Raw genomic sequence first — 22,969 nt, 5'->3', positions numbered from 1 at the left:
GTGTCGGTACCTGCCGCGCGGCCACGTGCGGTAAACAGGAACTGCCATCGTCAACCCTGCGGGCCACGGATCGGGTGCACGTGAAGAGAATCGTCGGACTCCTCGTGATCGCACTGCTCGTCTTCTGGGTCTTCGTGAGCCCGGACAGCGCCGCCGGCACCGTGCAGGACATCGGCACGCTGCTCCGCAACGGCGCCGAGTCGATCATCCGGTTCTTCACGCAGCTGGTGTAGGCCGCGGTCGCCTGGCTCAGCGATCGGCCACGCACAGCGGGTCGAGGCTGCGGTCGAACAGCACGCACGGCTCGTAACCGGCCTCACTGATCAGCCGGGCCGTGGCGTCGCCGGACAGGTGCTCGAGGAACCGCTGCAGCACGCCCCCGGGGCGCGGCCGCCCGTAGGTGTAGGCGTACTCGACCGTCCAGAACGGGTAGCCGGTGCGGGCACTGCCCTGGGAGGCCTCGGCGCCGTCGATCGAGGCCGCGACCAGGCCGGGATACGCGCCGGCGGCCTCGGCGTCGGCGTAGCCGATCGCCCCGGGCACCGCGGCGACCTGCCGCAGCACCTCGTCGGTGGTGGCCCGCTCGCAGCGGACGACCGGATCGCTCGGCACCCGGTCGCGCTCCAGGCAGTCGTTGGACGATTCGCGCGGTTCGGCACCGCCTTGCAGGACGTAGCGCTCGAAGGCCTCCCGGCTGCCCGAGTCCGGGCCGCGGCCGACGATCCGGACGGGCACCGGCGCGCCGCCGAGCTGGTCCCAGGACGTCACCGCGCCCGACATGATCGACCGGATCTGCGCGGTCGAGAGCCGGTCGACGCCGGCATCGTCGTTGACGACGACCGCGTAGATCAGAACGGCGATCGCCTGGCGTTGCAGCTGACCGCTCGGGTCGTCCGCCACACCGTCGGACAGGGCGAGGGTCGCGTCCCTGTCCGCGCCCGGTGCGAGCAGGGAGCGGATGCCTTCACGGCTCGTCGACACGGTGGTGGTGGCCGAGGTGCCGGGGCAGGCGGCGAGGTAGGGCCGGGCGGATTCCGCCACGACGGGGACGAACGCGCTGGAGCCGGTGACCGTCAAAGGGCCGGATCCGCAGAACGGGGGAGGGGTGCGGGGCACCGCGATCGCGACCACGAGCGCCACCGCCAGCACGACGACCGAGGCGACCAGCGCCCGCGTCAGCGTGACGATCCGGCGCTTGCGACCCCGCTCCACGATCCGCCGGTCGGCGGGCAGCACGTTGTCCACGGCGCCGTCGACGGTGTAGTCGCGCTTCCGGCTTCCCGGGTCGTCGTCGCGGCAGCAGATGACCAGCCGGAACTGGCCGCCGGGCGGGATCGTGAGCGGCGGGAGGATGAGGACCCGTCGCCGGTCGCGTGCGGCGGGGTCGAGACCGCCGGCTCCGGCGTCGTTGAGGGAGTCCGGCAGGGTCTGGCGCAATGCCGTGCGGACGAGGCCGTGCCGGAGTGCCTCCGCCTGGTCGCGGCCGCTCGGGCACACGACCCAGCCGGTGCGCTCCGCGCCCTCGTCGGCGCGGCCGCCGGAGTCGATCCCCCACTGGATCTCGTTGTCCAGCGCGATGAGCGACGGCTGCGAGACCCGGAAGTCGACGATGAACCGGCCGTCGAGCGACACCTGCGGCAACGTGCGGTAGGCGGTCTCGGGGATCGTGCTCCAGCCGGCGTTGCGGAACTTGACGACCAGCACCGTGACGGAGTTGAACTGCGCGAGCGCCGGCGAGGAGTCGTGCGGGCCGAACGGCTCCATCCCGATCTTGGTGTTGAGCTCCTCCTCCCACACCAGCCGCCTGCGCCCCACGTAGAGCCGCGTGAGCAGGGCGAGGACGGCCAGCCCCAGGGTGACGAGGAGCCCGGTCAGCCCGAACGCCTGCAGAACGGACACGAGCGCATCCCACACAGCCGCCAACTCCGCAGCCCACCCCGTCTGGTCGCCCGGCTCGGTCGTGCCGCAGCATAGATCCGGTCGATCACCCGACCGTGATCGGTTCGGCCGGCTACCGCGACGGGACCGCCGACGTCGTGCGGTCGTGCGACTCCCACACCGGCTCCGGGGTCTCGCGGACCTCGCCGTCCCCGCCGACCAGCAGGAACCGGTCGAACGTCCGGGTGAACCAGCGGTCGTGCGTCACCGCGAGCACCGTGCCCTCGAACGCCTCGAGCGCCTGCTCGAGGGCTTCGGCGGAGGCGAGGTCGAGGTTGTCGGTGGGCTCGTCGAGCAGCAGCAGCGTGGCGCCGGACAGCTCCAGCAACAGGACCAGCAGCCGCGCCTGCTGCCCGCCGGACAGCGTGGCGAACGGCTGCTCCGCCTGGCCCGCGAGCTCGTAGCGGGCGAGGGCCTTCATCGCGTCGCCGCGCGTGGTCCCGGGCCGGTCGGCGTCGCCCTCGACGAGGACGTCCAACGGCGTGCGGCCGCTCAGCTCGGGGCGGTCGTGGGTCTGGGAGAAGTGTCCGGGGCGCACGCGCGCGCCCAGCCGGGCGGTGCCGCCGTGGGCCACGGGGGCGAGCGCGCGCCCGCTCGCCGGCACCGTGGCGGGCTCCGGGTCGGTGCCACCGCGGGCCAACAGCCGCAGGAGGTGCGACTTACCGGTGCCGTTGGCGCCCAGCACCGCCACCCGGTCACCGAACCAGACCTCCAGGTCGAACGGGTAGGTCAGGCCGTCGAGCTCCAGCTGCTCGCAGACCACGGCCCGCTTGCCCGTCCGGGCCCCGCGCAGCTGCATCCGCAGGTTCTGCTCGCGCGGCTTCTCCGGGGGCGGGCCCGCGTCGAGGAAGCGTGCCAGCCGGGTGCGTGCGGCCTGCAGCCGCGACGCCATGGAGTCGTTGTGGGAGGCCTTGGTCCGGTAGTGGACGACGAGCCGCTCCAGCTTCTCACGCTCCTCGTCCCAGCGGCGGCGCTGCTCGTCGAGCCGGTCGTGGCGGGCCACGCGCGCGGCGTGCCAGGACGCGAAGCCGCCCGGGTGCACCCAGACGGAGCCGGCCTCGACCGTCACCACCCGCTGGGCCGTGCGCGCGAGCAGCTCGCGGTCGTGGCTGACGTAGAGCACGCTCTTGACCGACTCGTCCAGACGCGCCTCCAGCCAGCGCTTGCCGGGGACGTCGAGGAAGTTGTCCGGCTCGTCGAGCAGCAGCACCTCGTCGGGCCCGCGCAGGAGCAGCTCGAGGGCGAACCGTTTCTGCTGGCCACCGGACAGCGTTGCCGCCGGGCGGTCGCGCACCTGCTCCCACGGCAGGCCCAACGCGGCGACGGCGGCGGTGTCGAACTCCACCTCGGCGCCGTAGCCGCCGGCCTCCCCCCACCCGGCGAGCGCGTCGGCGTAGCGCAGCTGGGAGCGTTCGGTCTCGTCGAGGGCGCGCTCGGCCGCGCGCAGCCGCTCCCCGGCGGCCCGCACGGTGGGCGGGGCCAGCGAGAGCGCCAGGTCGGCCACGGTCGAACCGTCGTCGATCGAGCCGATGAACTGGCGCATGACACCGAGCCCGCCGCTGCGCGCGATGCTGCCGGCCACCGGTGTCAGCTCGCCGGCGACCATCCGCAGCAGGGTGGTCTTCCCGGCGCCGTTGGGCCCGACGAGGGCGATCTTGGCGCCGTCACCCACGCGGAAGGAGACGTCGGAGAACAGGGTGCGGCCGTCGGGCAGCCGGTGCCCGACCGCCATCGCCTCGATGTGGCCCACGCGGTGATGGTGGGGGTTCGGGGTGCCCGCGGTCGAGCGGGTATCAGACCGGCAACGGGTTGCGCAGCAGGCGCTCGCCCACGAACGCGGCCATCACGTCGAGGCGCTCCTCCGATGCCGCGCACACCTCGGGGGTGGCCCCCAGGCCCCACACCCGATCGGCCTCGTTCCAGGCGAGGTCGCGGGTGAACCGGATGACCAGGTCCGCCATCCAGTTCGCCGCGCGATCCCAGATCGCGCCGTCGGGGCCGGCCGACAGCAGGGAGTCGAGGTCCTCGCGCAGCGGGTCCATCTCGGCCTCGAACACCTCGTTGACGAGCCGGTAGTCGTGGAACTGGGCGCCGTCCTCGCCCTCGCCGTCCGGCGCGATGTGGCGCCAGGTGGCGATCAGCGCGCACGACAGGTCGAAGTTGATGTGCGCGTTGACGCCGGCCACGGCGAAGTTCACCGGGGCCACATGCGGGTCGCTGCGGTTGTCGAACAGCACGCGCCAGACGCGCGGGGGCGAGGAGAGGTCCCGGGCGTAGCTGCGCAGCGCCTGGAAGTAGCGCTCCGCGAACTCGATGTCCAGGCGCACCAGGAAGTCGGTGGAACGGAACTCGCCCCCCTCGGCCATCTCCCCGATCCGGCGCGTGATGATGTGGTACAGCGTCGAGAACGACGCGATCCCGTCGCCCTCGCCCAGCAACGACGTGCTCACGGCGTGGTCGCGGATCGCCGCCAGCCGCTCGACGACCTCCGCGATCGAACCGGCAGGCCGGTCGCCGGCCAGCTCGGCGAGGCGCTGCGTACTTCCTCGACCATCCGGCCTGAGCCCGACGGCCGGCTCCCGCCCCCTGGTCACGATCCCACTGCTCCCCACACCTGCTCCTCTCGCGGCCGCCCTCTCGCCGGCGGTCCGCGGCGAGGAGCACGCGACGGCGGCCCTGATACGTGTAGAGGGTGCCGACCTGGTCACCGCAACAGCCGCACACTAACGTCACCAGGCGTGACCGAGCGATGGCCGGTGAGCCCCTTGGTCGGCCGGGAGGACGAGCTCGGCGCGCTGGTCGCCGCGCTCGAGACCGTCCGGCAGCGGCGGATGGCCACGATCTTCCTCACCGGGGACGCCGGTGTGGGCAAGACGCGGTTGGTGCAGGAGCTCGTCGGGCGCGCTCACGACGCCGGCGCCACCGTGCTGCTGGGTGGCGCGTCCGACATCGCGGAGAGCCCTCCGTTCTGGCCGGTGGCCTCAGCCCTGCGCACGATGCTGCGCTCCGCCGTCGGCGAGCCGGCCCGCCGGCTGCTGGCACCCTGGTCCGACCAGCTGGACGAGCTGCTCGCCCTGCGCGCCCCGGTGCCCGCCGCGGTGGCGCGGGTGCAGACCCTGGAGCTGCTGCACCGCGTGGTGCTGCGGCTGGCCACCGAGTCGGTCCTGGTGCTCGTCGTGGAGGACGTCCAGTGGGCGGATCGCTCCACGCTGGACCTGCTGGCCTACCTCGTGGCGAACCTGCCCGACGAGCGGCTGCTGCTCGTGGCCACGCACCGCACCGAGCCCGGCGCGGAGGCCACCGCGGCACGCACGACGATCCGCGAGCTCTCCCGGCACCGGCAGGTGCGCGGCATCGACCTGGCACCGCTGCGCCGCCCCGACGTCGCGGCGCTGGTGCAGGCAGGCGCCCCCGACCGGCCCGACCTGGTCGACCTGGTCTGGACGCGCTCGGCGGGCAACGCGTTCATCGCCGAGGAGACCCTGCGCGCGGCCCTCGACGGCGACCCGACCGCCCTGCCCACGACGCTGCGCGAGCTGGTGCTCCACCGCATCGCCCGGCTCTCGCCCCCGGCGCTACGGGCGGTGCGCGCGGTCGGGATGTGCGAGGGCCCGTTGCCGCACCGGCTGCTCGACGCCGTGCTCGGTGGCGAGCCGTGGGGCGGATCGTGGCTGCTCGACGCCCTGCGGGAGGCCGTGGACGCCGGCGTCGTGGAGGTGGACGGTGCCGTGGACGGGTACCGCCTGCGCCACGGCCTGATGACCGAGGTGGTGGTGGGGGAGCTGCTGCCCGGGGAGCGGATGGACCTGCACCACCGCTACGCCACGGGGCTGGAGAGCGCGTGGGCGCGCGAGCTGCCGGGTGTGGATGCCCGCCTCGCCCACCACTGGTACGGCGCGGGCGACCGGGAGCGCGCGGGCGCCGCCGCCGTGGCGGCCGCCGAGGCCGCCGACCGGGTGCGGGGCTACGCGGAGGCGCACCGGCACTGGCTGCGTGCCGCGCAGCTGGCCGGGGAGCTGGACGGGGCGCCGGTGCCGCGGGCCACCTGCCTCGAGCGGGCGGCCGAGGCGGCGCACCTTGCCGGGGACGCCGACCAGGCGGTGGCGTTGCTGGCCGAGCGGCTCGACCTCCTGGAACCGTCCGATCCGTCCGACCTCGCCCACGACCTCGACGCCGCGCTGCTGCACGCCCGCACCGGTCGCTACCTCGTGGCGGCGGGCCGCGGCAGGGAGGCCGCCGAAGCCTTCGGCCGGGCCACCGCGGCGCTGCCGGCCACCGGTGCCGAACCCGAGCGGGCCGAGGTGTTCGGCGGGCACGCGTGGGCGCTGTGGACGGCGGGCGACTTCGCCGGAGCCCACGAGGCGGCCGGGCGTGCGCTGACGGCCGCCCGGCGGGCCGGCCTCGCCGCGGAGGAGGCGCGGGCCCTCGCCACGCTCGGCTTCAGCCTCGCCTACCGGGAGGATGCGCAGGCGGGTGAGGCGGCGCTGCGCGAGTCGATCGCGGTGGCCGAGCGGGCCGGCGAGCCGAGCGGGATCATGCGGGCGCACCGCAGCCTCGCCGAGCTGCTGTCCGGTCCGCTGAACGAGCTGGACCGGGGCATCGCGATCGCGCGGGCCGGGATCGAGCGGGCGCGGGAGCTCGGGCTCGCCCGCAGCGCGGGCGCCGGTCTGCTCTCCGTGGCCGCGAACGGGATGTTCCGGATCGGGCGCTGGGACGAGGCGGACGCCACGATCGCCGAGGCGTGGGAGCTCGCCCCCAGCGGGGCGGAGGCGCTGGAACTGCGGCTGGCCCGGGCCCGGCTGCACACCGGGCGCGGCCGCTTCGACGCCGCCGAGGACGACCTGGAGGCCGTCGAGGCGCTGTCGGCGGCCACCGCGGGCCCGCGCTACCGGCTCCCGCTGCTCACCCTGCGGGCCGGGCTCGCGATGTGGCAGGGGCGTCCCGACGTGGCGCTCGACCACGTGGCCGTGGGGCTCGACGTCGTGGAGCAGGGCTCGGACGACGTGTGGCTGGTGGCGCCGCTCGTCTGGCACGGCGCCCGTGCCCGTGCCGAGCTCACGCGGCTGGGGATGCGCCGCGCGGACGACGCCATCGTCGCCCGGCTGCGCCGCCACGCCGACGAGCTGGCCCGCAGCGCGGCGTCCTCGGTGCCGGCGGTGCGCGAGGTCGTGCTCGGGTTCGTGGCGATGTCGGCGGCCGAGGACGGGCGCGCCGCGCAGCGCTCCGACCCGCAGGCGTGGGAGCACGTCGCGGAGGTCTGGCGGGCGCACCGGCAGCCCTACCCCGCCGCCTACGCCCACCTGCGACGGGCCGAGGCGCTGCTCAGCAGCCGGTCCCAGTCGGCCGCGGCCGCTGAATCGTTGCGCCACGCCGGAGAGGTGGCGCGGGACCTGGCCGCCACCCCGTTCCTCGCGGAGATCGCGGACCTCGCCGAGCGGGCCCGGGTGCGGCTCGACGACGTCGTCCGGCTGCCCGACCCCGCGCAGCCACCGGCCGCCCCCGCCCCCGACGACGAGCTGGCCGCCCTCACCGCCAGGGAGCTCGAGGTCCTCACCGAGCTGGCAGGCGGGCACACCAACCGCGAGATCGCGCAGCGGCTGTTCATCAGCGAGAAGACCGTGGGCGTCCACGTCACCCGCATCTACGCGAAGATCGGCGTGCACAGCCGGGTGCAGGCGAGCGCAGTGTTGTTCCGCGCACGTCCGAACGGGCGCTGACCCGGGGAGCCGCGTCACGCCGGAGCGGGCGTGCGGGTATCGGGCGCGCTCGTGTCGGGTCGTGCGGTGTCGGGCGCTCCCGTGTCCGGCGTGCCCATGTCGAACGTGCGCCGCACCCGCTCGATGAGGCGGGCGCGGCTGGGGCCGAGGCTCCCGATCGGGATACCGGTGTCGCGGGCCACCTCGGCGTAGGGGCGCGGGTTCTCGGCGAACAGCTCGCTCATGATCGTGCGGCCTCGGGGCGGCAGGTCCGACACGATGGTCCACAGCCGGGAGACCGTGTCGGCGTCCACGACCTGGTCCTCGACCGCCGGGACGGCGTCGGGGACCGCGTCGAGCTCGTCGGAGACGACGGCCCGGTTCTCCCGCAGGATCCGCAGGCACTCACGGGAGGCCGTGGTGGCCAGCCAGCCGCCGAGCCGTTCCGGGTCGCGCACCGCGCCCCGGTGCTCGACCAGGCGCAGCCAGGTGCGCTGCTCGGCGTCGCGGGCGTCGGCGTCCTGCATGCGGTAGGACCGCACGATCGCGCCGACCATGCCCTCGTAGCGCAGCACGATCTCGGTCCAGGCCTGCTCGTCGCCGCGACCCGCCGACCGCAGCAGCTCGCCGTTCGCGGCGCCGGTGCGGGCAGGTGCGGTCATCGCAGACTCCTCACGGGGTGGTCGGGGCCGGGCCAGCCTCGCGGGGGCGCGGGGTGGGTGTCGTCAGGTCAACGCCCTATATCCGGCCGCGCGGACGCCTTACATCGCGGCCGCGCGTATCAGCGGCGGGGTCCGCGTCCTCTCCTCGTGGCCGGCAACCGCCGGGGACCGGAGGCCATCCAGTGCCTCGGCGAGGAGGAACGGTGGTCGAAGCGATCGGCGCGGGGGTGGTCGGGACGGGCCCGAACGGCGTCCACCGGCCCTACCCGCGCGCAGGTGGTCTGGCCGAGGCAGTGGTGCGGCTGCAGGCCGGCGCCGACGAGCGGGCCAGGGGACACGGGGCGGGCCCGGTCGGGCGGGTACTGACGGCGATCGCCGAGGCCGCCGACGACGGACCCCCGGACGCGGCCCGCGAGTTCCGCTCTGCGCTGCTCGCCGAGGTCGTGCGGCGCTACCTGCGGGCCGTGCGTGCCCACGCACGCCCCGGGTCGGTGCCGCGCGTGTGGCAGGTGGTGCTCGACCGGTGGGAGGCGGGAGCCGATCCCGTCCGCACGACGCTGGCGGGTGCGCACGCGCTCGTCGGCTACGACCTCGCCCCGGCCGTCGTGAGCGCGTGCACGGTGCTCGGCCGGGCGCCCGGGCGGGCCGAGCGGGCGGTGGTGCAGGACGTCGTGGGCCTGATCGCCGATGCGGTCACGGCCGTCGCGGCGGACGCCGATCCCCTCACCCGCGCCGACGCCCGCGACCTCATCCTGCTGGGGAGCCGGGGTGAGCACTGGCGTCGCGCCGAGCACCTGTGGGCGGTCCGGGGGCGCCCGTCGGAGGCGGAGAAGGAACGCGCGGCGCTGGACGGGCACGCCGCGCTGGTCGCGAGCGCGCTCCTCGGGCCCGGCTAGATGTTCCCGGCCGCGAGATCGTTGCGAGATCCATCGGACAGCGCGATCTCGCAACGATCAACCACCGGGGCCGCGAGTGCGCCGTCGCCGCCTGCGGTACCCCGGACCGTTCAGCTGCGGGGTGCCGCCCAGGCCGCCCACAGCGCGGCATAGCTGCCGCCCGCGGCCACCAGTTCCTCGTGCGGCCCGGACTCGACGATGTGTCCCTTGTCCAGCACCACGACCCGGTCCGCGTCGGCGGCCTGGGTGAGCCGGTGGGCGATCACCACCGCGGTGCGCCCGGCGAGGGCGGCTGCGGCGGCGTGCTCCAGGGTGCGCGCACCGGCGCTGCCGGCCTCCGCGGTGGCCTCGTCGAGCACGGCGACGGCGGGGTCGGCGAGCACCAGCCGGGCGAGCGCGAGCTGCTGGGCGCGGGTGGCGGAGAGCTCGTCGGCGCCGTCGCCGACCACATCGGCGAGCGCCAGCGGCGCCGCGACGGTGCGCAGGGCCGCGGCGAGCTCGGCGTCGGTGGCGTCCGGGCGGGCCAGCCGCAGGTTGTCGGCCACGGTGCCGGCGAAGACGTGCACCTCCTGGGTGACGAGCGCGACGTGCCGGCGTAGCTGCGCGATCTCCGCCAGCGGGACGCCGCCGATCTCGACGGTGCCTGCGGTGGGGGTGTGCACGCCGGCGAGGATGCCGCCGAGCGTGGTCTTGCCCGCGCCGCTGGCCCCGACCACGGCCACGCGCTCGCCCGGCGCGATCGTGAGGTCCACGCCGTGCAGCACTTCGGGGCCGGCGTCGTAGGCGTGCCGGATGCCGCGCAGGTGCACGGAGGCGTCCCGCGGGATGCGCGGCGCCTGTGGCCCGGGAGGGGTGGGCATGTCGGTCACCCCGACCAGGCGTGCCAACGCTGCGCCCGCGGACTGTGCCTCGTCGAGCAGGTAGAGCATGATCCCGATCGGGTCGAACAGCCGCAGGAAGTACAGCGCGGCCGCGGTGGCCGCGCCGACCGTCACGGCGTCGGCCCGCACCAGCAGGAAGCCCGTGACGAGGATCGAGAGCACACCGACCAGCTCGGCGCCGTTCATCACGAGCCCGAACCGGGACTCGGCGGTGGACGCGCGCACCGAGGCCCGGACCGCCGAGGTGGAGTGCCGCTCGATCCGGGCGAGCTGGGCGGCGCGCCTGCGGAAGGCGCGGACGGTGGCGGCCCCGCCGACCCCGGCGAGCAGCGACTGCGTGCGCACCCCCTCGGCCACCCGCTCGGCCGCGTAGAGGCGCCCCGACGTCCGCAGGTACCAGCGGCCCACCAGGATCCAGATCGGCAGGGGTGCCAGGCCGGCGAGCGCCAGGCGCCAGTCGAGCACGGTGAGCCCGACCAGCGTGAGCGCGACGTCGAGCAGCGAGATCACGACGGTGGGCAGCGCACGCCGCACGCCCTCGGAGATCACGGCGATGTCGCCGCCGACCCGCTGCAGCAGGTCGCCGGATCCGGCCCGCTCGACGTCGGCCAGCGGCACGTCGAGGGCGCGTTGCACGACGTTCTCGCGCAGGGCGGCGAGGACCAGCTCGCCCAGGTGAGCCACGAGCACCGAGCCGAGTGCCGCCAGCAGGGCCCGCGCCACGAGCGCGACGAGGATGCCGAGCGCGAGCGTGTCGATGAGTCCGGCGACGCCGCGGGAGATCACGGCGTCGACGATCCGGCCGAGCAGCGCGGGTACCACCAGCACCGCCACCGAGGCCGCCACGAGCGTGACGACGGTGCCGGCCAGCAGCGCGCGGTGCGGCCGGACGAGCCCGGCGAGCGCCCTGCGGGTGCGGGCGGACGTGGCGATGGGGAGCAGCGTCGGCGCCGCGCCGGGCTTCGTCACGCCAGCACCGCCCGCTGGTAGCGGGGGTCGGACACCAGCTCGGCGTGCGTGCCGGACGCGACCACCGCGCCCCCGTCCACCAGCAGCACGCGGTCGCAGCGGGCCAGCAGCGCCGGGCTCGACGCCACGAGCACCGTGGTGCGCCCCGCCCGCAGCGCCGAGACGCCCGCGGCGATCCGGTGCTCGGTGGCGGCGTCGACCGCGGTGGTGGGGTCGTGCAGCACGAGTACGCACGCGCGCGCGGCCAGCGCCCGGGCCAGCCCGATCCGCTGGCGTTGCCCGCCGGACAGCGTGCGGCCCCGCTCGGCCACCTCGCTGTCGAGGCCGTGCGGGAGCGTGTCGACGACCTCGTCCGCGGCCGCGGCGGCGAGGGCGCCGGGGTCGCGGCCGGTGTTGTCGGCGACCGTGCCCTCGAACAGCGTGGCCTCGTGCCGTGCCACCAGCACCGCGCGGCGGGCGTGGTCGAGGGTGACCTCGCGCAGGTCCTCGCCGTCGAGGACCACCTCGGCGTCGCTGTCGCGGGCCAGCGCGTCGAGCAGCGCCGCGGCGTCGGCCGCCTGCAGCGTGACGATCCCGAGGTGCTCGCCGGCCGCCACGTCGACGGCGGGTCCGCGGGGCACGCGCACGCGCAGCGCGCCCGCCGGGTGCTCGGGCAGCGCACCGGCACCCTCGCGGACCGTGGGGGGAGCGTCCAGCACGATGGCCACGCGGCGGGCCGACCCCCGGGCGCCCGCCAGCACGGTGCCGATCTCGGTGAGGCGTTCGAGCGGCCCGATGAGGAACTGCGCGAGCCCGACGCCGGCGACCAGCTCGCCGATGCTGATGGCGCCGTCGAGGGCGAGCCGGCCCCCGACCCACGCCACGACCACGAGGAAGAGCCCGGTGATGACGTTGGTGGCGCCGAGGTAGCCGCCCTCGAGGCGCGCCGCGGAGAGGCGGGCCGCCAGTGCGGACCGGCTGGCGCTGCGGTAGGACCCGGTGGCGGCCTGCTCGGCACCGATGCCCTTGATCACGCGCAACCCGCTCACGACGTCGGTGGCCACGCCGGTGGCAGCGGCGAGCGCGGACTGCTCCGCCTCTGCCCGCCCGACCAGCGGCCGGGCCAGCAACCGGGACGCGAGCAACACCAGCGGCACCCCGACGAGCACGACGAGCCCGAGGACCACGGACGAGCCGAGCAGCACGACGGCGCCGCCCGCGAGCGCGGCGAGGGCAGCGGAGCCGCCCCAGATCACCTGGCACACGAGCGCCGCGCGGTCGGCGTCCGCGCCCGCGGTGCTCACGAGCTCGCCGGAGCGCCCGGGTGCACCGCCCGCCGGGTGCAGCACGCGCGCGGTGACGTCCATGCGGAGCCGGTGGGCGGCCAGCAGCTCGGTGCGCCGGGCCAGCCAGTAGCCGCCCAGCGCGCTGGTGGAGAGCACCACGAACACCCCGAGGACCACCGCGAGCCAGCGCAGCAGCGCGCCGGTGTCGCCGGTGACCACGGCGAGGTCGATCACCCAGCCGACCGTGACGGGCACCGCGGCCTCGGCCAGTTGGTGCACCCCCACCAGCAGCGACGCGGCGACGAGATCGCGGGGGCGCGCGCCCGCCCCGCGGCGCAGCACGGCACCCGCGGTGACCGTTGTGGTCGACATCTGCAGGCCCCCTGAACCGCTGTCCGCGGTGACGGTAACCGGCGCCTCCGACGGTCGGTACGCACATTGCGAGAATCAGGTGGTGGACATCCCCGCTCCCGGACTCGTCGTCGTGGACAAGCCCTCCGGCCTGACGTCGCACGACGTCGTCGCACGGCTGCGCCGGATCCTGCGCACGCGCAAGATCGGGCACGCCGGCACGCTCGACCCGATGGCCACGGGCGTGCTCGTGTGCGGGGTCGGCCGCGGCACCAAGCTGCTCGGGCACCTGGCGCTGGACACCAAGGCCTACACCGCCACGATCCGGCTCGGCGCGTCCACCCGCACCGACGACGCCGAGGGCGAGGTGCTGGCCACGGCCGACGCGAGCGGGGTGACCGACGCCGCGATCGCCGCGGGCATGACGGCCCTGACTGGCCCGATCGAGCAGGTCCCGAGCACGGTGAGCGCCATCAAGGTCGACGGGAAGCGCGCCTACGCGCTGGCCCGGGCGGGGGAGGAGGTCGTGCTGGCCGCGCGGCCCGTCACCGTCACGGAGTTCACGTTGCTGGAGCGCCGCGGCGCGGACCTGGACGTGACCGTGAGCTGCACCTCGGGCACCTACGTCCGCGCGCTGGCGCGTGACCTGGGCGCCGCACTGGGCGTCGGCGGGCACCTCACGGCGCTGCGCCGCACCCGCGTCGGGCCGTTCGCCCTCGAGCACGCGAGCACGCTCGAGACGCTGGAGGCCGACGCGAGCGCGGTCGTCCCGCTCGACGACGCGGTTGCGCTGGCCTTCCCCCGCCGCGACCTCGACGCGGCGCTCGCCGCCGACATCTCCCACGGGCGCCCGCTGCCCGCCACCGGGACGAGCGGCACGTACGGCGTCTTCGCCCCCGACGGCCGCGCCCTGGCCCTGGTGGCCGACCGCGACGACCGGGCCCGTCCGCTGGTGGTCCTGGCCCCCGCGGCGACGTGACCTCCCCGCCCGCAGATCGCGGCTCGGCGGGGATGGGGACCCATGATCCGGGGCTCGCACACCGATCGCCGCGTCCGCACACCGACTGCAGTCGGTGTGCGGGCACCGGATTCGGTGTGCCGGGCGTGGGCACTACCGCTCGCGGTGGTGCGAGCGGCGTTCCGTAGGCTCGCGACCGTGCAGCGCTGGCGTGGGCTGGAGGCCGTTCCCACCGGTTGGGGCCGCAGCGTCGTCACCGTCGGCGTGTTCGACGGCGTGCACCGCGGGCACCAGCAGCTGATCGGCCGTGCGGTGGAGCGGGGGCGGGCGCGCGGGCTCCCCACCGTGCTCGTGACGTTCGACCCGCACCCTGCCGAGGTCGTGCGCCCCGGCAGCCACCCGGCGCGGCTGACCACACTGCCGCGCCGCGCGGACCTGGTAGCCGGGTTCGGCGTCGACGCGTTCCTCGTGCTCCCCTTCACGCTGGAGCTCGCGCGCACCGCGCCCCCCGAGTTCGCGCACGAGGTGCTGGTGGAGCGGCTGCACGCCGCCGACGTCGTGGTCGGGCGGAACTTCACGTTCGGGCACAAGGCGGCGGGGGACGTCGCGCTGCTCACCGAGCTGGGGCAGCGGTTCGGGTTCGGAGTCGAAGGCCTGGAGCTGATCACCGACGACGGGATCACGTTCTCGTCCACCTACATCCGCGCGTGCATCGACGCGGGCGACATGGCTGCCGCGGCGGCGGCGCTCGGCCGGCCGCACCGCGTCGAGGGTGTGGTGGTGCACGGTGATCGCCGCGGCCGCGACCTCGGGTTCCCGACCGCCAACCTCGCAACGGTGTCCTACTCCGCGCTGCCCGCCGACGGCGTCTACGCGGGGCGGTTCGTGATCGGGGAGCGCAGCCTGCCGGCGGCGATCTCCGTGGGCACCAACCCGACGTTCTCGGGCAAGGAACGCACCGTCGAGGCGTACGTGCTCGACGTCGACGAGGATTTCTATGGCTTCGAGGTCGCCCTCGACATCGAGCACCGGCTGCGCGGCCAGGAGCGGTTCGCCGACGTCGACGCGCTCGTTGCGCAGATGCACCGGGACGTCGCCCGCACCCGCGAGCTGCTCGCTCCCTGACCGGTCCGGCGACCACGCGCGCTCGCCGGCGAGCGGTCAAGATCGATGCTTCGGCGCGAAAGCGGGCGGATCGAGCGTGTGGCCGGATCGGGTGTCGGATGCCCGGTGGTGATCGCTTCGAGAAGTACCTGACGTCGCCGCGACAGCACCCACGCACTGCTCGGACCGATCACCCGGCCCTGATCACCCCGAGAAGTACCTGACGTCGCCGCGACAGCACCCACGCACTGCTCGGACCGATCACCCGGCCCTGATCACCCCGAGAAGTACCTGACGTCGCCGCGACAGCACCCACGCACTGCTCGGACCGATCACCCGGTCCTGATCACCCCGAGAAGTACCTGACGTCGCCGCGACAGCACCCACGCACTGCTCGGACCGATCACCCGGTGCTGATCACCCCGAGAAGTACCTGACGTCGCCGCGACAGCACCCACGCACTGCTCGCACCGATCACCAGGCCCTGATCACCTCGACACGTACGCGACCGTCGTCACACCCGCTCCCAGGTGCTGATCAGATCGATCACCGCGGGCCACGTCCCGACCGGCAGCGTCGATCATGGGCGGAGGGTCGTGGCCGAAGATCGACCGACCGCCATCTGCTCGTGATCGAGCAGCGCCCGCGGTACGGGCCTGACCCATCCGGCAACAGGCTTCCCCCTGCAGCCCATGTCTCGATCCCGCCGATCATGAGAGGTGGACGCGTCGCGAACCGGCCCGATGGTCACCGGGAGGGGGTGGATCGGGACCACCGCAAGGTGCGCGAGCACGCAGCGGGGCGGGCTCGTCGCGGACAGGCCTGGGCCCGCGCCGGGGACGGCCGCCCACCCAACCCCGATATTCGGCAGTGCTGCCAACCCGGCCACCCCGCCGACGGGAGGAGCAGGGGGAACCCGGCCGACTACGCCGAAGACCAGGGCCGGGGTGTGAGGCAGTGGTCGCGAGCCGGGAACGGCGCGCCCGCAGGAGATTCCACGACGATGTAGACGTGAGCGGGGTTGGATCTTCCCCCAACCCCTCTCACGTCTACGTGGTCGTGCAACGGGCGCGGGACGCGGAACCTGGACGGCCACGTCCGCCACGAGCGAGACCTCAGCGGGGTTTGATCTCCAGCAGACCCCTCTCACGTCTCATTGATCATGCACGGGGCGCGTCCCGGGACGCGAGGTGGCCGTGATCAGCGAAAATGGTGCGAGGTCGACAGATCGAGCGTTGCCGAGCTGGGCCCGTGGATGCCGGATGGTGATCGCTGCGAGAAGCACCTGACGTCGCCGCGGCAGCACCCGCGCACTGCTCGGGCCGATCACCTGGCCCTGCTCGGCCCGACATGTACGCCACTGTCGTCGCGCCCGCACGCAGGTACTGATCGGATCGATCACCTGGCCCTGCTCGGCCCGACACGTACGCCGTCGTCGTCGCGACAGCACCCAGGTACTGCTCGGAGCGATCACGTGGCCGTGATCGCTCCGACAAGTACGTCACCGTCGCAGCACCCGCCGCCAGGTACTGATCGGATCGATCAGCGCGCCGCGTCCCGACCAGCAGCGTCGACCCTGGGCGGACGGTCGTGAGCGGCGATCGACCGGCCACCGTGGGCCGTGATCGACGCAGCGTCCGCGGTGCGGGCCGTGACCGATTCGGCAACAGGCTCGATTCGACCCGCGAACGCGCCGAAGTGCCGATCACGAGGTCGGCCTCCCGTGCCGCCGACACCCCGACGACTTTCCGGCGGGAAGCACCAGTTTCGCCGTTCGCCCACGGGGAGGGGTCGTGCCTTGCGAGCATCCTCCTCATGGCGGATGCGGGCGGCGAGGCGACGAGCGCCTGGCTGATCGAGAACCGGGAGCGGCAGCGCGAGCTGTACGGCGCCCCCCTCGGTGACCGCGTGCGCCGCCTCACCGGCGCGCTGGGCATCTCCCAGGCGCGCCTGGCCCGTACCCTGGGGATCAGCCCGGCGATGCTCAGCCAGCTGGTGAGCGCGCGTCGGGTGAAGATCGGTGATCCGGCCGTGCTGGCCCGCATGCTGATGCTGGACCACCGGTGCCACGGGCTGCCGAGCGTGCCCGACCCGCGGGCGGTCGAGGTCCTGCTCGGGGAGATCTCCCGGGCGCGCTGGCAGTGGAACGGGCCCCGCACGGCGGCCCGGCGGGCTCGGCGCGCCGCGTCGGACGGCACGGCGGCCGCGGCGCTGCGCGGCGTCAGCGACCCGGCCCGGCTGGCCGCGGCGGCGGCGGCGCTGGGACCCTCGTTCCCGGAGCTCGCCGAGGTGCTGCGCCAGGCAGCGAGCCGGCCGGGGGCGTGAGCAGCGTGAACACGGCCCACTGGTAACGTGGCGTACTGGGTCCGGCTGCAGTCCGTGGCGGCCGTGCACCGTCTTCCGCCCCCTTCGCGGGGAGCGGGCTTCACGGCACAGCAGAAGGAAAGAGGAGCACGTGGCACTCGACGCCGCAACCAAGAAGAGCGTCCTGGACGAGTACGGGGTCCACGAGGGCGACACGGGTTCGCCCGAGGCGCAGGTGGCGCTGCTGACCAAGCGGATCATCGGCCTCACCGAACACCTCAAGATGCACAAGCACGACCACCACTCGCGGCGCGGACTGTTGCTGCTGGTCGGCCGCCGCCGCCGGCTGCTCAAGTACCTCGCGTCGGTGGACGTCGCGCGCTACCGGTCCCTGATCGAGCGCCTCGGCCTCCGCCGCTGACACACCGCCGGCCCGGATCCGACGAGGATCCGGGCCGGCGTCACAACTGGAACGACGCCATGCCCCGCCGGCAGACGATCCGCCGGTCCTCGGTAGTGGCTCCCGGGTGGACAAGAACCCGAGGGCTTCGATCGAAGACCGGCTCGGCCGGGATCCGCCGCTGCGGCGTGGAGTCACACGCACAGAGAAGGACCACATGACCGACCCCATGGACGACGTGCACGAGACCACTGCCGTGATCGACAACGGCAGCTTCGGCACCCGCACCATCCGGTTCGAGACCGGGCGCCTCGCGCGCCAGGCCGCCGGATCCGTCGTCGCGTACCTCGACGACGAGACCATGCTGCTCTCCGCCACCACGGCGTCGAAGCACCCCAAGGAGCACTTCGACTTCTTCCCCCTCACGGTGGACGTCGAGGAGCGGATGTACGCCATCGGCAAGATCCCCGGCTCGTTCTTCCGCCGGGAAGGCCGCCCGGGCACCGACGCGGTGCTCACCTGCCGCCTGATCGACCGGCCGCTGCGCCCGTCGTTCGTCGACGGCCTGCGCAACGAGATCCAGATCGTCGTCACCGTGATGAGCCTGGACCCGCAGGACCCCTACGACGCGCTGGCCATCAATGCCGCGTCGATGTCCACCCAACTGTCGGGGCTGCCGTTCTCCGGCCCGATCGGCGGCGTCCGCGTCGCGCTGATCGACGGCCAGTGGATCGCGTTCCCGCAGCACGAGGACCTGCAGCGCGCCGTGTTCGACATGGTCGTCGCCGGTCGCGTGGTCGGCGACGACGTCGCGATCATGATGGTGGAGGCCGAGGCCACCACCGAGACCGTCGAGCTCGTCGCCGGTGGCGCGCAGGCGCCCACCGAGCAGGTCGTGGCGGCCGGGCTGGAGGCGGCCAAGCCGTTCATCCGCAGCCTGTGCGTGGCCCAGCAGCAGCTGGCCGACGTCGCCGCCAAGCCGACGCGCGACTACCCGACGTTCCCCGCGTACCAGCCCGAGGTCTTCGAGGCCGTCGAGGCGGAGGGCAGCAAGGACCTCGCCGCCGCCCTGACGATCGGCCCGAAGCAGGAGCGCGAGGCGAAGCTCGACGAGGTCAAGCTCGCCGTGCTCACCTCCCTCGAGGGCAAGTTCGAGGGCCGCGAGAAGGAGCTCGGCGCCGCGTTCCGGTCGCTGAACAAGAAGCTCGTGCGCCAGCGCATCCTGCGCGACCAGGTCCGCATCGACGGCCGTGGCATCACCGACATCCGGCCGCTGTCGGCCGAGGTCGAGGTCGTCCCGCGGGCGCACGGCTCGGCGCTGTTCGAGCGCGGCGAGACCCAGATCATGGGTGTCACCACGCTGAACATGCTGCGCATGGAGCAGCAGATCGATTCGCTCGGCCCGGAGACGCACAAGCGCTACCTGCACCACTACAACTTCCCGCCGTACTCGACCGGTGAGACCGGCCGGGTGGGTTCGCCGAAGCGCCGCGAGATCGGCCACGGCGCGCTGGCCGAGCGGGCCCTGCTGCCCGTGCTGCCCACGCGCGAGGAGTTCCCCTACGCCATCCGGCAGGTGTCGGAGGCGCTGGGCTCCAACGGCTCCACGTCGATGGGCTCGGTCTGCGCGTCCACGATGTCGCTGTTCAACGCCGGTGTGCCGCTGAAGGCGCCGGTCGCGGGCATCGCGATGGGCCTCGTGAGCGACGAGGTGGAGGGCCAGACCCGCTACGTCGCGCTCACCGACATCCTCGGTGCCGAGGACGCCTTCGGCGACATGGACTTCAAGGTCGCCGGCACGTCCGAGTTCGTCACGGCGCTGCAGCTGGACACCAAGCTCGACGGCATCCCGTCCGAGGTGCTCACCGCGGCCCTGTCGCAGGCCAAGGACGCTCGCATGACGATCCTCGAGGTCATCGGCGAGGCGATCGACCGGCCCGACGAGATGAGCCAGTTCGCGCCGCGCGTCACGGCGGTCAAGGTGCCGATCGACAAGATCGGCGAGGTCATCGGCCCGAAGGGCAAGATGATCAACTCGATCACCGAGAAGACCGGCGCCGACATCTCCATCGAGGACGACGGCACGATCTACGTCGGTGCCGCCGACGGGCCCTCCGCGGAGGAGGCCATCGGCATGATCAACGCGATCGCCAACCCGCAGCTGCCGAAGATCGGCGAGCGGTTCCTCGGCACGGTCGTCAAGATCGCGGCCTTCGGCGCCTTCGTCTCGCTGGTGCCCGGCAAGGACGGTCTCGTCCACATCTCGAAGCTGGGACAGGGCAAGCGCATCGCCAAGGTGGAGGACGTCGTCAAGGTCGGCGACAAGCTCCGCGTCGAGGTCACCGACATCGACAACCGCGGCAAGATCAGCCTGGTCCCGGTGGGCGAGGAGTCGGAGAACGGCACTGCCGACGCCGCCGCGCCTGCCGACGCCGAGGTCGACGCCGAGGCCGAGGCGGTCTCCCCCTCTTGACAGGTGTTCTCACGCCGGGGGCGGGGGCTTCGGCCTCCGCCCCCGGCGGCGTCTCCAGGACCGAACTGCCCGGCGGCCTGCGCGTCGTCACCGAGACGGTGCCGGGCGTGCGCTCGGTGTCGTTGGGGATCTGGATCGGCATCGGCTCGCGCGACGAGTCGCCGACCCAGGCCGGCGCCGCCCACTACCTCGAACACCTGCTGTTCAAGGGCACGCAGCGGCGTAGCGCCGTGGCGATCGCCGAGGAGTTCGACGCCGTCGGCGGGGACCTGAACGCGTTCACCGCGAAGGAGCACACCTGCTACTACGCGCAGGTGCTCGACACCGACCTGCCGCTCGCGGTGGACGTGCTCGCCGACGTCGTCACCGACGCCACCCTGGCGCCGCCGGACGTCGAGGTGGAGCGCGGGGTGGTGCTCGAGGAGATCGCCATGCGCGACGACGACCCCGAGGACCTGCTGGGCGAGCTGTTCGACGAGGCCCTGTTCGGTGACCACCCGCTGGGTCTGCCCGTGATCGGCTCCGAGGAGTCGATCCGGTCGATGACCCGCCACACGCTGCACGAGTTCTGGCGCGGCCGGTACACCACGCCACGGATGGTGGTGGCGGCGACCGGCAACCTGGTGCACCACGAGGTCGTCGAGCTGGTGGGCGCCGCGCTGGAGGCGGCCACCGCCCGTGCGGGCGACGTCGCGCCGGTGCCCCCGCGCCGGCCGGCCCCGGCGACGCTCGCGTCCGGGCCTCGCATGATGCTGCGGCCCGACGACACGGAGCAGGCCCATCTGCTGCTCGGCGTCCCCGGTCTCTCCCGGCACGACCCGCGTCGCAGCGTGCTCCTGGTGCTCAACACCGCGCTCGGCGGTGGGCCGAGTTCACGGCTGTTCCAGCAGGTCCGGGAGCAGCGCGGGCTCGCGTACTCGGTGTACTCGGCCCTGTCCACCTACGCCGACGCGGGCAGCTTCTCGGTCTACGCCGGCTGCGCGCCGGAGCGTCTCGACGAGGTCGCCACGGTCGTGCGGGCCGTGCTCGCGGAGGTGGCGGCCGACGGTCTCACCCCCGCCGAGGTCACCCGTGCCCAGGGCAACCTGCGAGGCGGCCTGGTCCTCGGGCTGGAGGACACGCCGTCGCGGATGAACCGCATCGGTCGCTCGGAGCTGGACCACGGCCGGCAGCGCACGATCACCGAGAGCCTGGACCGCATCGCCGAGGTCACGCCCGAACAGGTCGCGGAGCTCGCCCGCGAGCTGCTCTCCGCTCCGCTCACGGCGGCGGTCGTCGGCCCGTACGACGACGAGGCCCGGTTGCCGGACAGCCTGCGGTCCCTGACGTGACCCGCGGATAAAGGGCAGCCTAAGCTCACCTCCTCGGACCGTCGAAGGGGAGCAGCCGTGGGCAGAGGGAAGTCGGGAGCGTTCGCCGTCGCACTGGTGGTGGCGGCACTGCTCGCCGGATGTGCCGGACCGCCCACCTCGGAGCCCGCACCCCCGGCGCCCGCCGGGGATGGCGCGTTCCCCGTCACGGTCGAGCACGCGTTCGGCGCCACGGTCGTGCCCGCAGCGCCACAGCGGATCGTCTCGGCGGGGTACTCCGAACAGGACGTCCTGCTGTCGCTCGGCGTGACCCCGGTCGGGGTCACCGAGTGGTACGGCGAGCACCCGTCGGCCACCTGGCCGTGGGCGCAGGACGAGCTGGGCGACGCGGCGCCAGAGGTGCTGAACATCGACGACGGGTTCCAGTACGAGCGGATCGCGGCGTTGGAGCCCGACCTCATCGTGGCCACCAACGCCGGTGTGGACCAGGCGAGCTACGAGCGGCTCTCGGCGATCGCGCCCACCATCGCGCAGCCGGCCGGGGCCACGGCCTTCTTCTCCCCGTGGGACGGCCAGACCCTGCACATCGGGCGGGCGCTGGGCAGGGAACGTGAGGCGCAGGAGGTCGTGGACGGGGTCAATGCGCGGTTCGCGGCGGTCGCGGCGGAGCACCCGCAGTTCGCCGGCACCCCCGCGATCTTCCTCCAGGCCCCGTACTACAACGGCGCGGCGCTCGCCTACCCGGAGGGGCTGTCCACAAACTTCCTCACCGACCTCGGGTTCGTGGTCCCCGACGCGCTGGACCCCTTCGTCCCGGCCGACGCGGACGTCTTCGGCCAGGCGTCGATCCCGCTCGAGCAGCTCGGCACGCTCAACGCCGCAGACGTGCTGATCTGGGCCACCGAGGACGCGGAGGCCCGCACGGCGCTGGAGGAGCAGGCGGTCTACCGCCAGCTCACGCCGGTGCGCGAGGGGAACCTCGTGTTCACCGACGCGGTACTGGCCGGCGCCATCTACTTCACCACGCCGCTGAGCCTGCCCTACGTCCTCGACAACCTCGTGCCGCTGCTGGAGAAGGCCGTGGCCGGCAACCCGGAGACCGTCCCCGCGGTCTGACCAGCCGCGCTGATCGCGGGCAGATGGTCGTGCAACGGGCGGCCTTGATCAGCGAAAGTGGTGTGAGGGCGACAGATCTGACGCCCTCACACCACTCCTGGCGATCATGACGGCCAGCCCGCGTGCGAGACGTACGTGAGCACGGTCGCGAGGAGCCCGATGCGCGACTCGCACCCCGCCGGGGGATGAACGAGCGCGCCGTCCGTCCGGACCGGAGCGCTGATCGTTGCGAGATCGAGCTGTTCGCCCTCGACGGGGCGCTGAGGTCGATCTCGGACCGATCATGTCGCAGTGCTCGATCCGAGATCGACTCGATCGCCCTTCGAAGGGCGATCAGCTGGATCTCGCGATGATCTACGTCGCCGCGGCCGGGGGAGGGACGCGCGCGCGTGCCTCCGCAGCGTTGCGGCCCGTCGCACACCTGCACGTCTCCACACACGCCCGGACGTGTGTGCCAGGGGGAAGCGTGTGCGGACGGGTCTCAGGCGGTCGGCAGAGCCGCGAGCCGGTCCGCTCCGTGGTCGCGGCCACCACCAGCAGCCTGGTCGGCGAGCCGTGGCGGGTCGGCCGGCTTCTCGTCGGGCGGCCGGCGGTGTGCGGCCCGTCCTCGAGCGCGGCGATCGCTCCCGATGCGCAGGCCACCTCG

At 74.0% G+C, this 22,969-nt stretch carries 16 protein-coding genes; 10 read left to right on the top strand and 6 right to left on the bottom strand.

The genetic code is table 11. The features are described from left to right. Positions 1-80 precede the first annotated feature (80 nt). Entirely contained in the window at positions 81-233 is a 153-nt protein-coding gene (locus CFP66_RS47940) for a hypothetical protein (protein ID WP_158228129.1), read from the top strand. A 16-nt stretch (positions 234-249) separates the two neighbouring features. Here the strand turns inward: CFP66_RS47940 and CFP66_RS17530 are convergent, their stop codons facing one another. From CFP66_RS17530 to CFP66_RS47935, 3 genes are all read right to left on the bottom strand, one after another. Then, complete coding sequence (locus CFP66_RS17530) at positions 250-1,899, bottom strand: PstS family phosphate ABC transporter substrate-binding protein (RefSeq protein ID WP_143517284.1); 1,650 nt, start codon at positions 1,897-1,899, stop codon at positions 250-252. A 112-nt stretch (positions 1,900-2,011) separates the two neighbouring features. Continuing rightward, a complete protein-coding gene (locus tag CFP66_RS17525; RefSeq protein ID WP_094925338.1) occupies positions 2,012-3,688 on the bottom strand; it encodes an ABC-F family ATP-binding cassette domain-containing protein in 1,677 nt (558 codons plus the stop codon). A gap of 43 nt (positions 3,689-3,731) precedes the next feature. After that, entirely contained in the window at positions 3,732-4,532 is an 801-nt protein-coding gene (locus CFP66_RS47935; RefSeq protein ID WP_158228128.1) for a DUF5995 family protein, read from the bottom strand. Positions 4,533-4,676: 144 nt separating this feature from the next. Here CFP66_RS47935 and CFP66_RS17515 point away from each other — a divergent pair, with 144 nt between their 5' ends. After that, on the top strand, positions 4,677-7,655 hold the full coding sequence (locus CFP66_RS17515; protein ID WP_158228127.1) for a LuxR family transcriptional regulator: 2,979 nt from the start codon (positions 4,677-4,679) through the stop codon (positions 7,653-7,655). A gap of 14 nt (positions 7,656-7,669) precedes the next feature. On the opposite strand, the gene CFP66_RS17510 is transcribed toward CFP66_RS17515, so the two are convergent. Continuing rightward, positions 7,670-8,296, bottom strand: coding sequence for a sigma-70 family RNA polymerase sigma factor (locus CFP66_RS17510; protein WP_094925332.1), 627 nt, complete (start codon positions 8,294-8,296; stop codon positions 7,670-7,672). 203 nt (positions 8,297-8,499) lie between these two features. Here CFP66_RS17510 and CFP66_RS17505 point away from each other — a divergent pair, with 203 nt between their 5' ends. Continuing rightward, positions 8,500-9,192 carry a DUF5995 family protein gene (locus CFP66_RS17505; protein ID WP_094925330.1) on the top strand — a complete coding sequence of 231 codons (693 nt, stop codon included), beginning with the start codon at positions 8,500-8,502 and terminating at the stop codon, positions 9,190-9,192. A gap of 110 nt (positions 9,193-9,302) precedes the next feature. Here CFP66_RS17505 and CFP66_RS17500 read toward each other — a convergent pair whose 3' ends face one another. Both CFP66_RS17500 and CFP66_RS17495 read right to left on the bottom strand, forming a co-directional pair. Beyond that, a complete protein-coding gene (locus CFP66_RS17500) occupies positions 9,303-11,042 on the bottom strand; it encodes an ABC transporter ATP-binding protein (RefSeq protein ID WP_233159500.1) in 1,740 nt (579 codons plus the stop codon). Beyond that, entirely contained in the window at positions 11,039-12,679 is a 1,641-nt protein-coding gene (locus CFP66_RS17495) for an ABC transporter ATP-binding protein (protein WP_094925328.1), read from the bottom strand. Before CFP66_RS17495 ends, CFP66_RS17500 begins: the two co-directional genes overlap by 4 nt. Positions 12,680-12,761: 82 nt before the next feature. Between CFP66_RS17495 and truB the strand changes: the two genes are divergently transcribed. The 7 genes from truB (at position 12,762) to CFP66_RS17460 (ending at position 22,323) form a co-directional block, all read left to right on the top strand. Further along, the gene (gene truB, locus CFP66_RS17490) at positions 12,762-13,637 is read left to right on the top strand and encodes a tRNA pseudouridine(55) synthase TruB (RefSeq protein WP_233159499.1); all 876 of its coding nucleotides are present in this window, start codon (positions 12,762-12,764) and stop codon (positions 13,635-13,637) included. Between the two features lie 177 nt (positions 13,638-13,814). Then, the gene (locus CFP66_RS17485; protein ID WP_198961509.1) at positions 13,815-14,741 is read left to right on the top strand and encodes a bifunctional riboflavin kinase/FAD synthetase; all 927 of its coding nucleotides are present in this window, start codon (positions 13,815-13,817) and stop codon (positions 14,739-14,741) included. A 1,794-nt stretch (positions 14,742-16,535) separates the two neighbouring features. Continuing rightward, positions 16,536-17,045: a helix-turn-helix transcriptional regulator gene (locus tag CFP66_RS17480; RefSeq protein ID WP_094925324.1), complete on the top strand. Its 510-nt coding sequence runs from the start codon at positions 16,536-16,538 to the stop codon at positions 17,043-17,045. A 130-nt stretch (positions 17,046-17,175) separates the two neighbouring features. Further along, the gene (gene rpsO, locus CFP66_RS17475; RefSeq protein ID WP_094925322.1) at positions 17,176-17,445 is read left to right on the top strand and encodes a 30S ribosomal protein S15; all 270 of its coding nucleotides are present in this window, start codon (positions 17,176-17,178) and stop codon (positions 17,443-17,445) included. A 196-nt stretch (positions 17,446-17,641) separates the two neighbouring features. Further along, positions 17,642-19,897: a polyribonucleotide nucleotidyltransferase gene (locus CFP66_RS17470; protein WP_094925320.1), complete on the top strand. Its 2,256-nt coding sequence runs from the start codon at positions 17,642-17,644 to the stop codon at positions 19,895-19,897. Next, on the top strand, positions 19,894-21,228 hold the full coding sequence (locus CFP66_RS17465; protein ID WP_094925318.1) for a pitrilysin family protein: 1,335 nt from the start codon (positions 19,894-19,896) through the stop codon (positions 21,226-21,228). Before CFP66_RS17470 ends, CFP66_RS17465 begins: the two co-directional genes overlap by 4 nt. A gap of 57 nt (positions 21,229-21,285) precedes the next feature. Then, positions 21,286-22,323: an ABC transporter substrate-binding protein gene (locus CFP66_RS17460; RefSeq protein ID WP_094925316.1), complete on the top strand. Its 1,038-nt coding sequence runs from the start codon at positions 21,286-21,288 to the stop codon at positions 22,321-22,323. The last annotated feature ends 646 nt before the right edge of the window (positions 22,324-22,969 follow it).

The sequence above is a fragment of the Pseudonocardia sp. MH-G8 genome, from assembly GCF_002262885.1.
Taxonomy (GTDB): Bacteria; Actinomycetota; Actinomycetes; order Mycobacteriales; family Pseudonocardiaceae; genus Pseudonocardia.
Note: the sequence above shows the minus strand (reverse complement) of the source record. Positions and strands in the feature narration are given on the sequence as shown.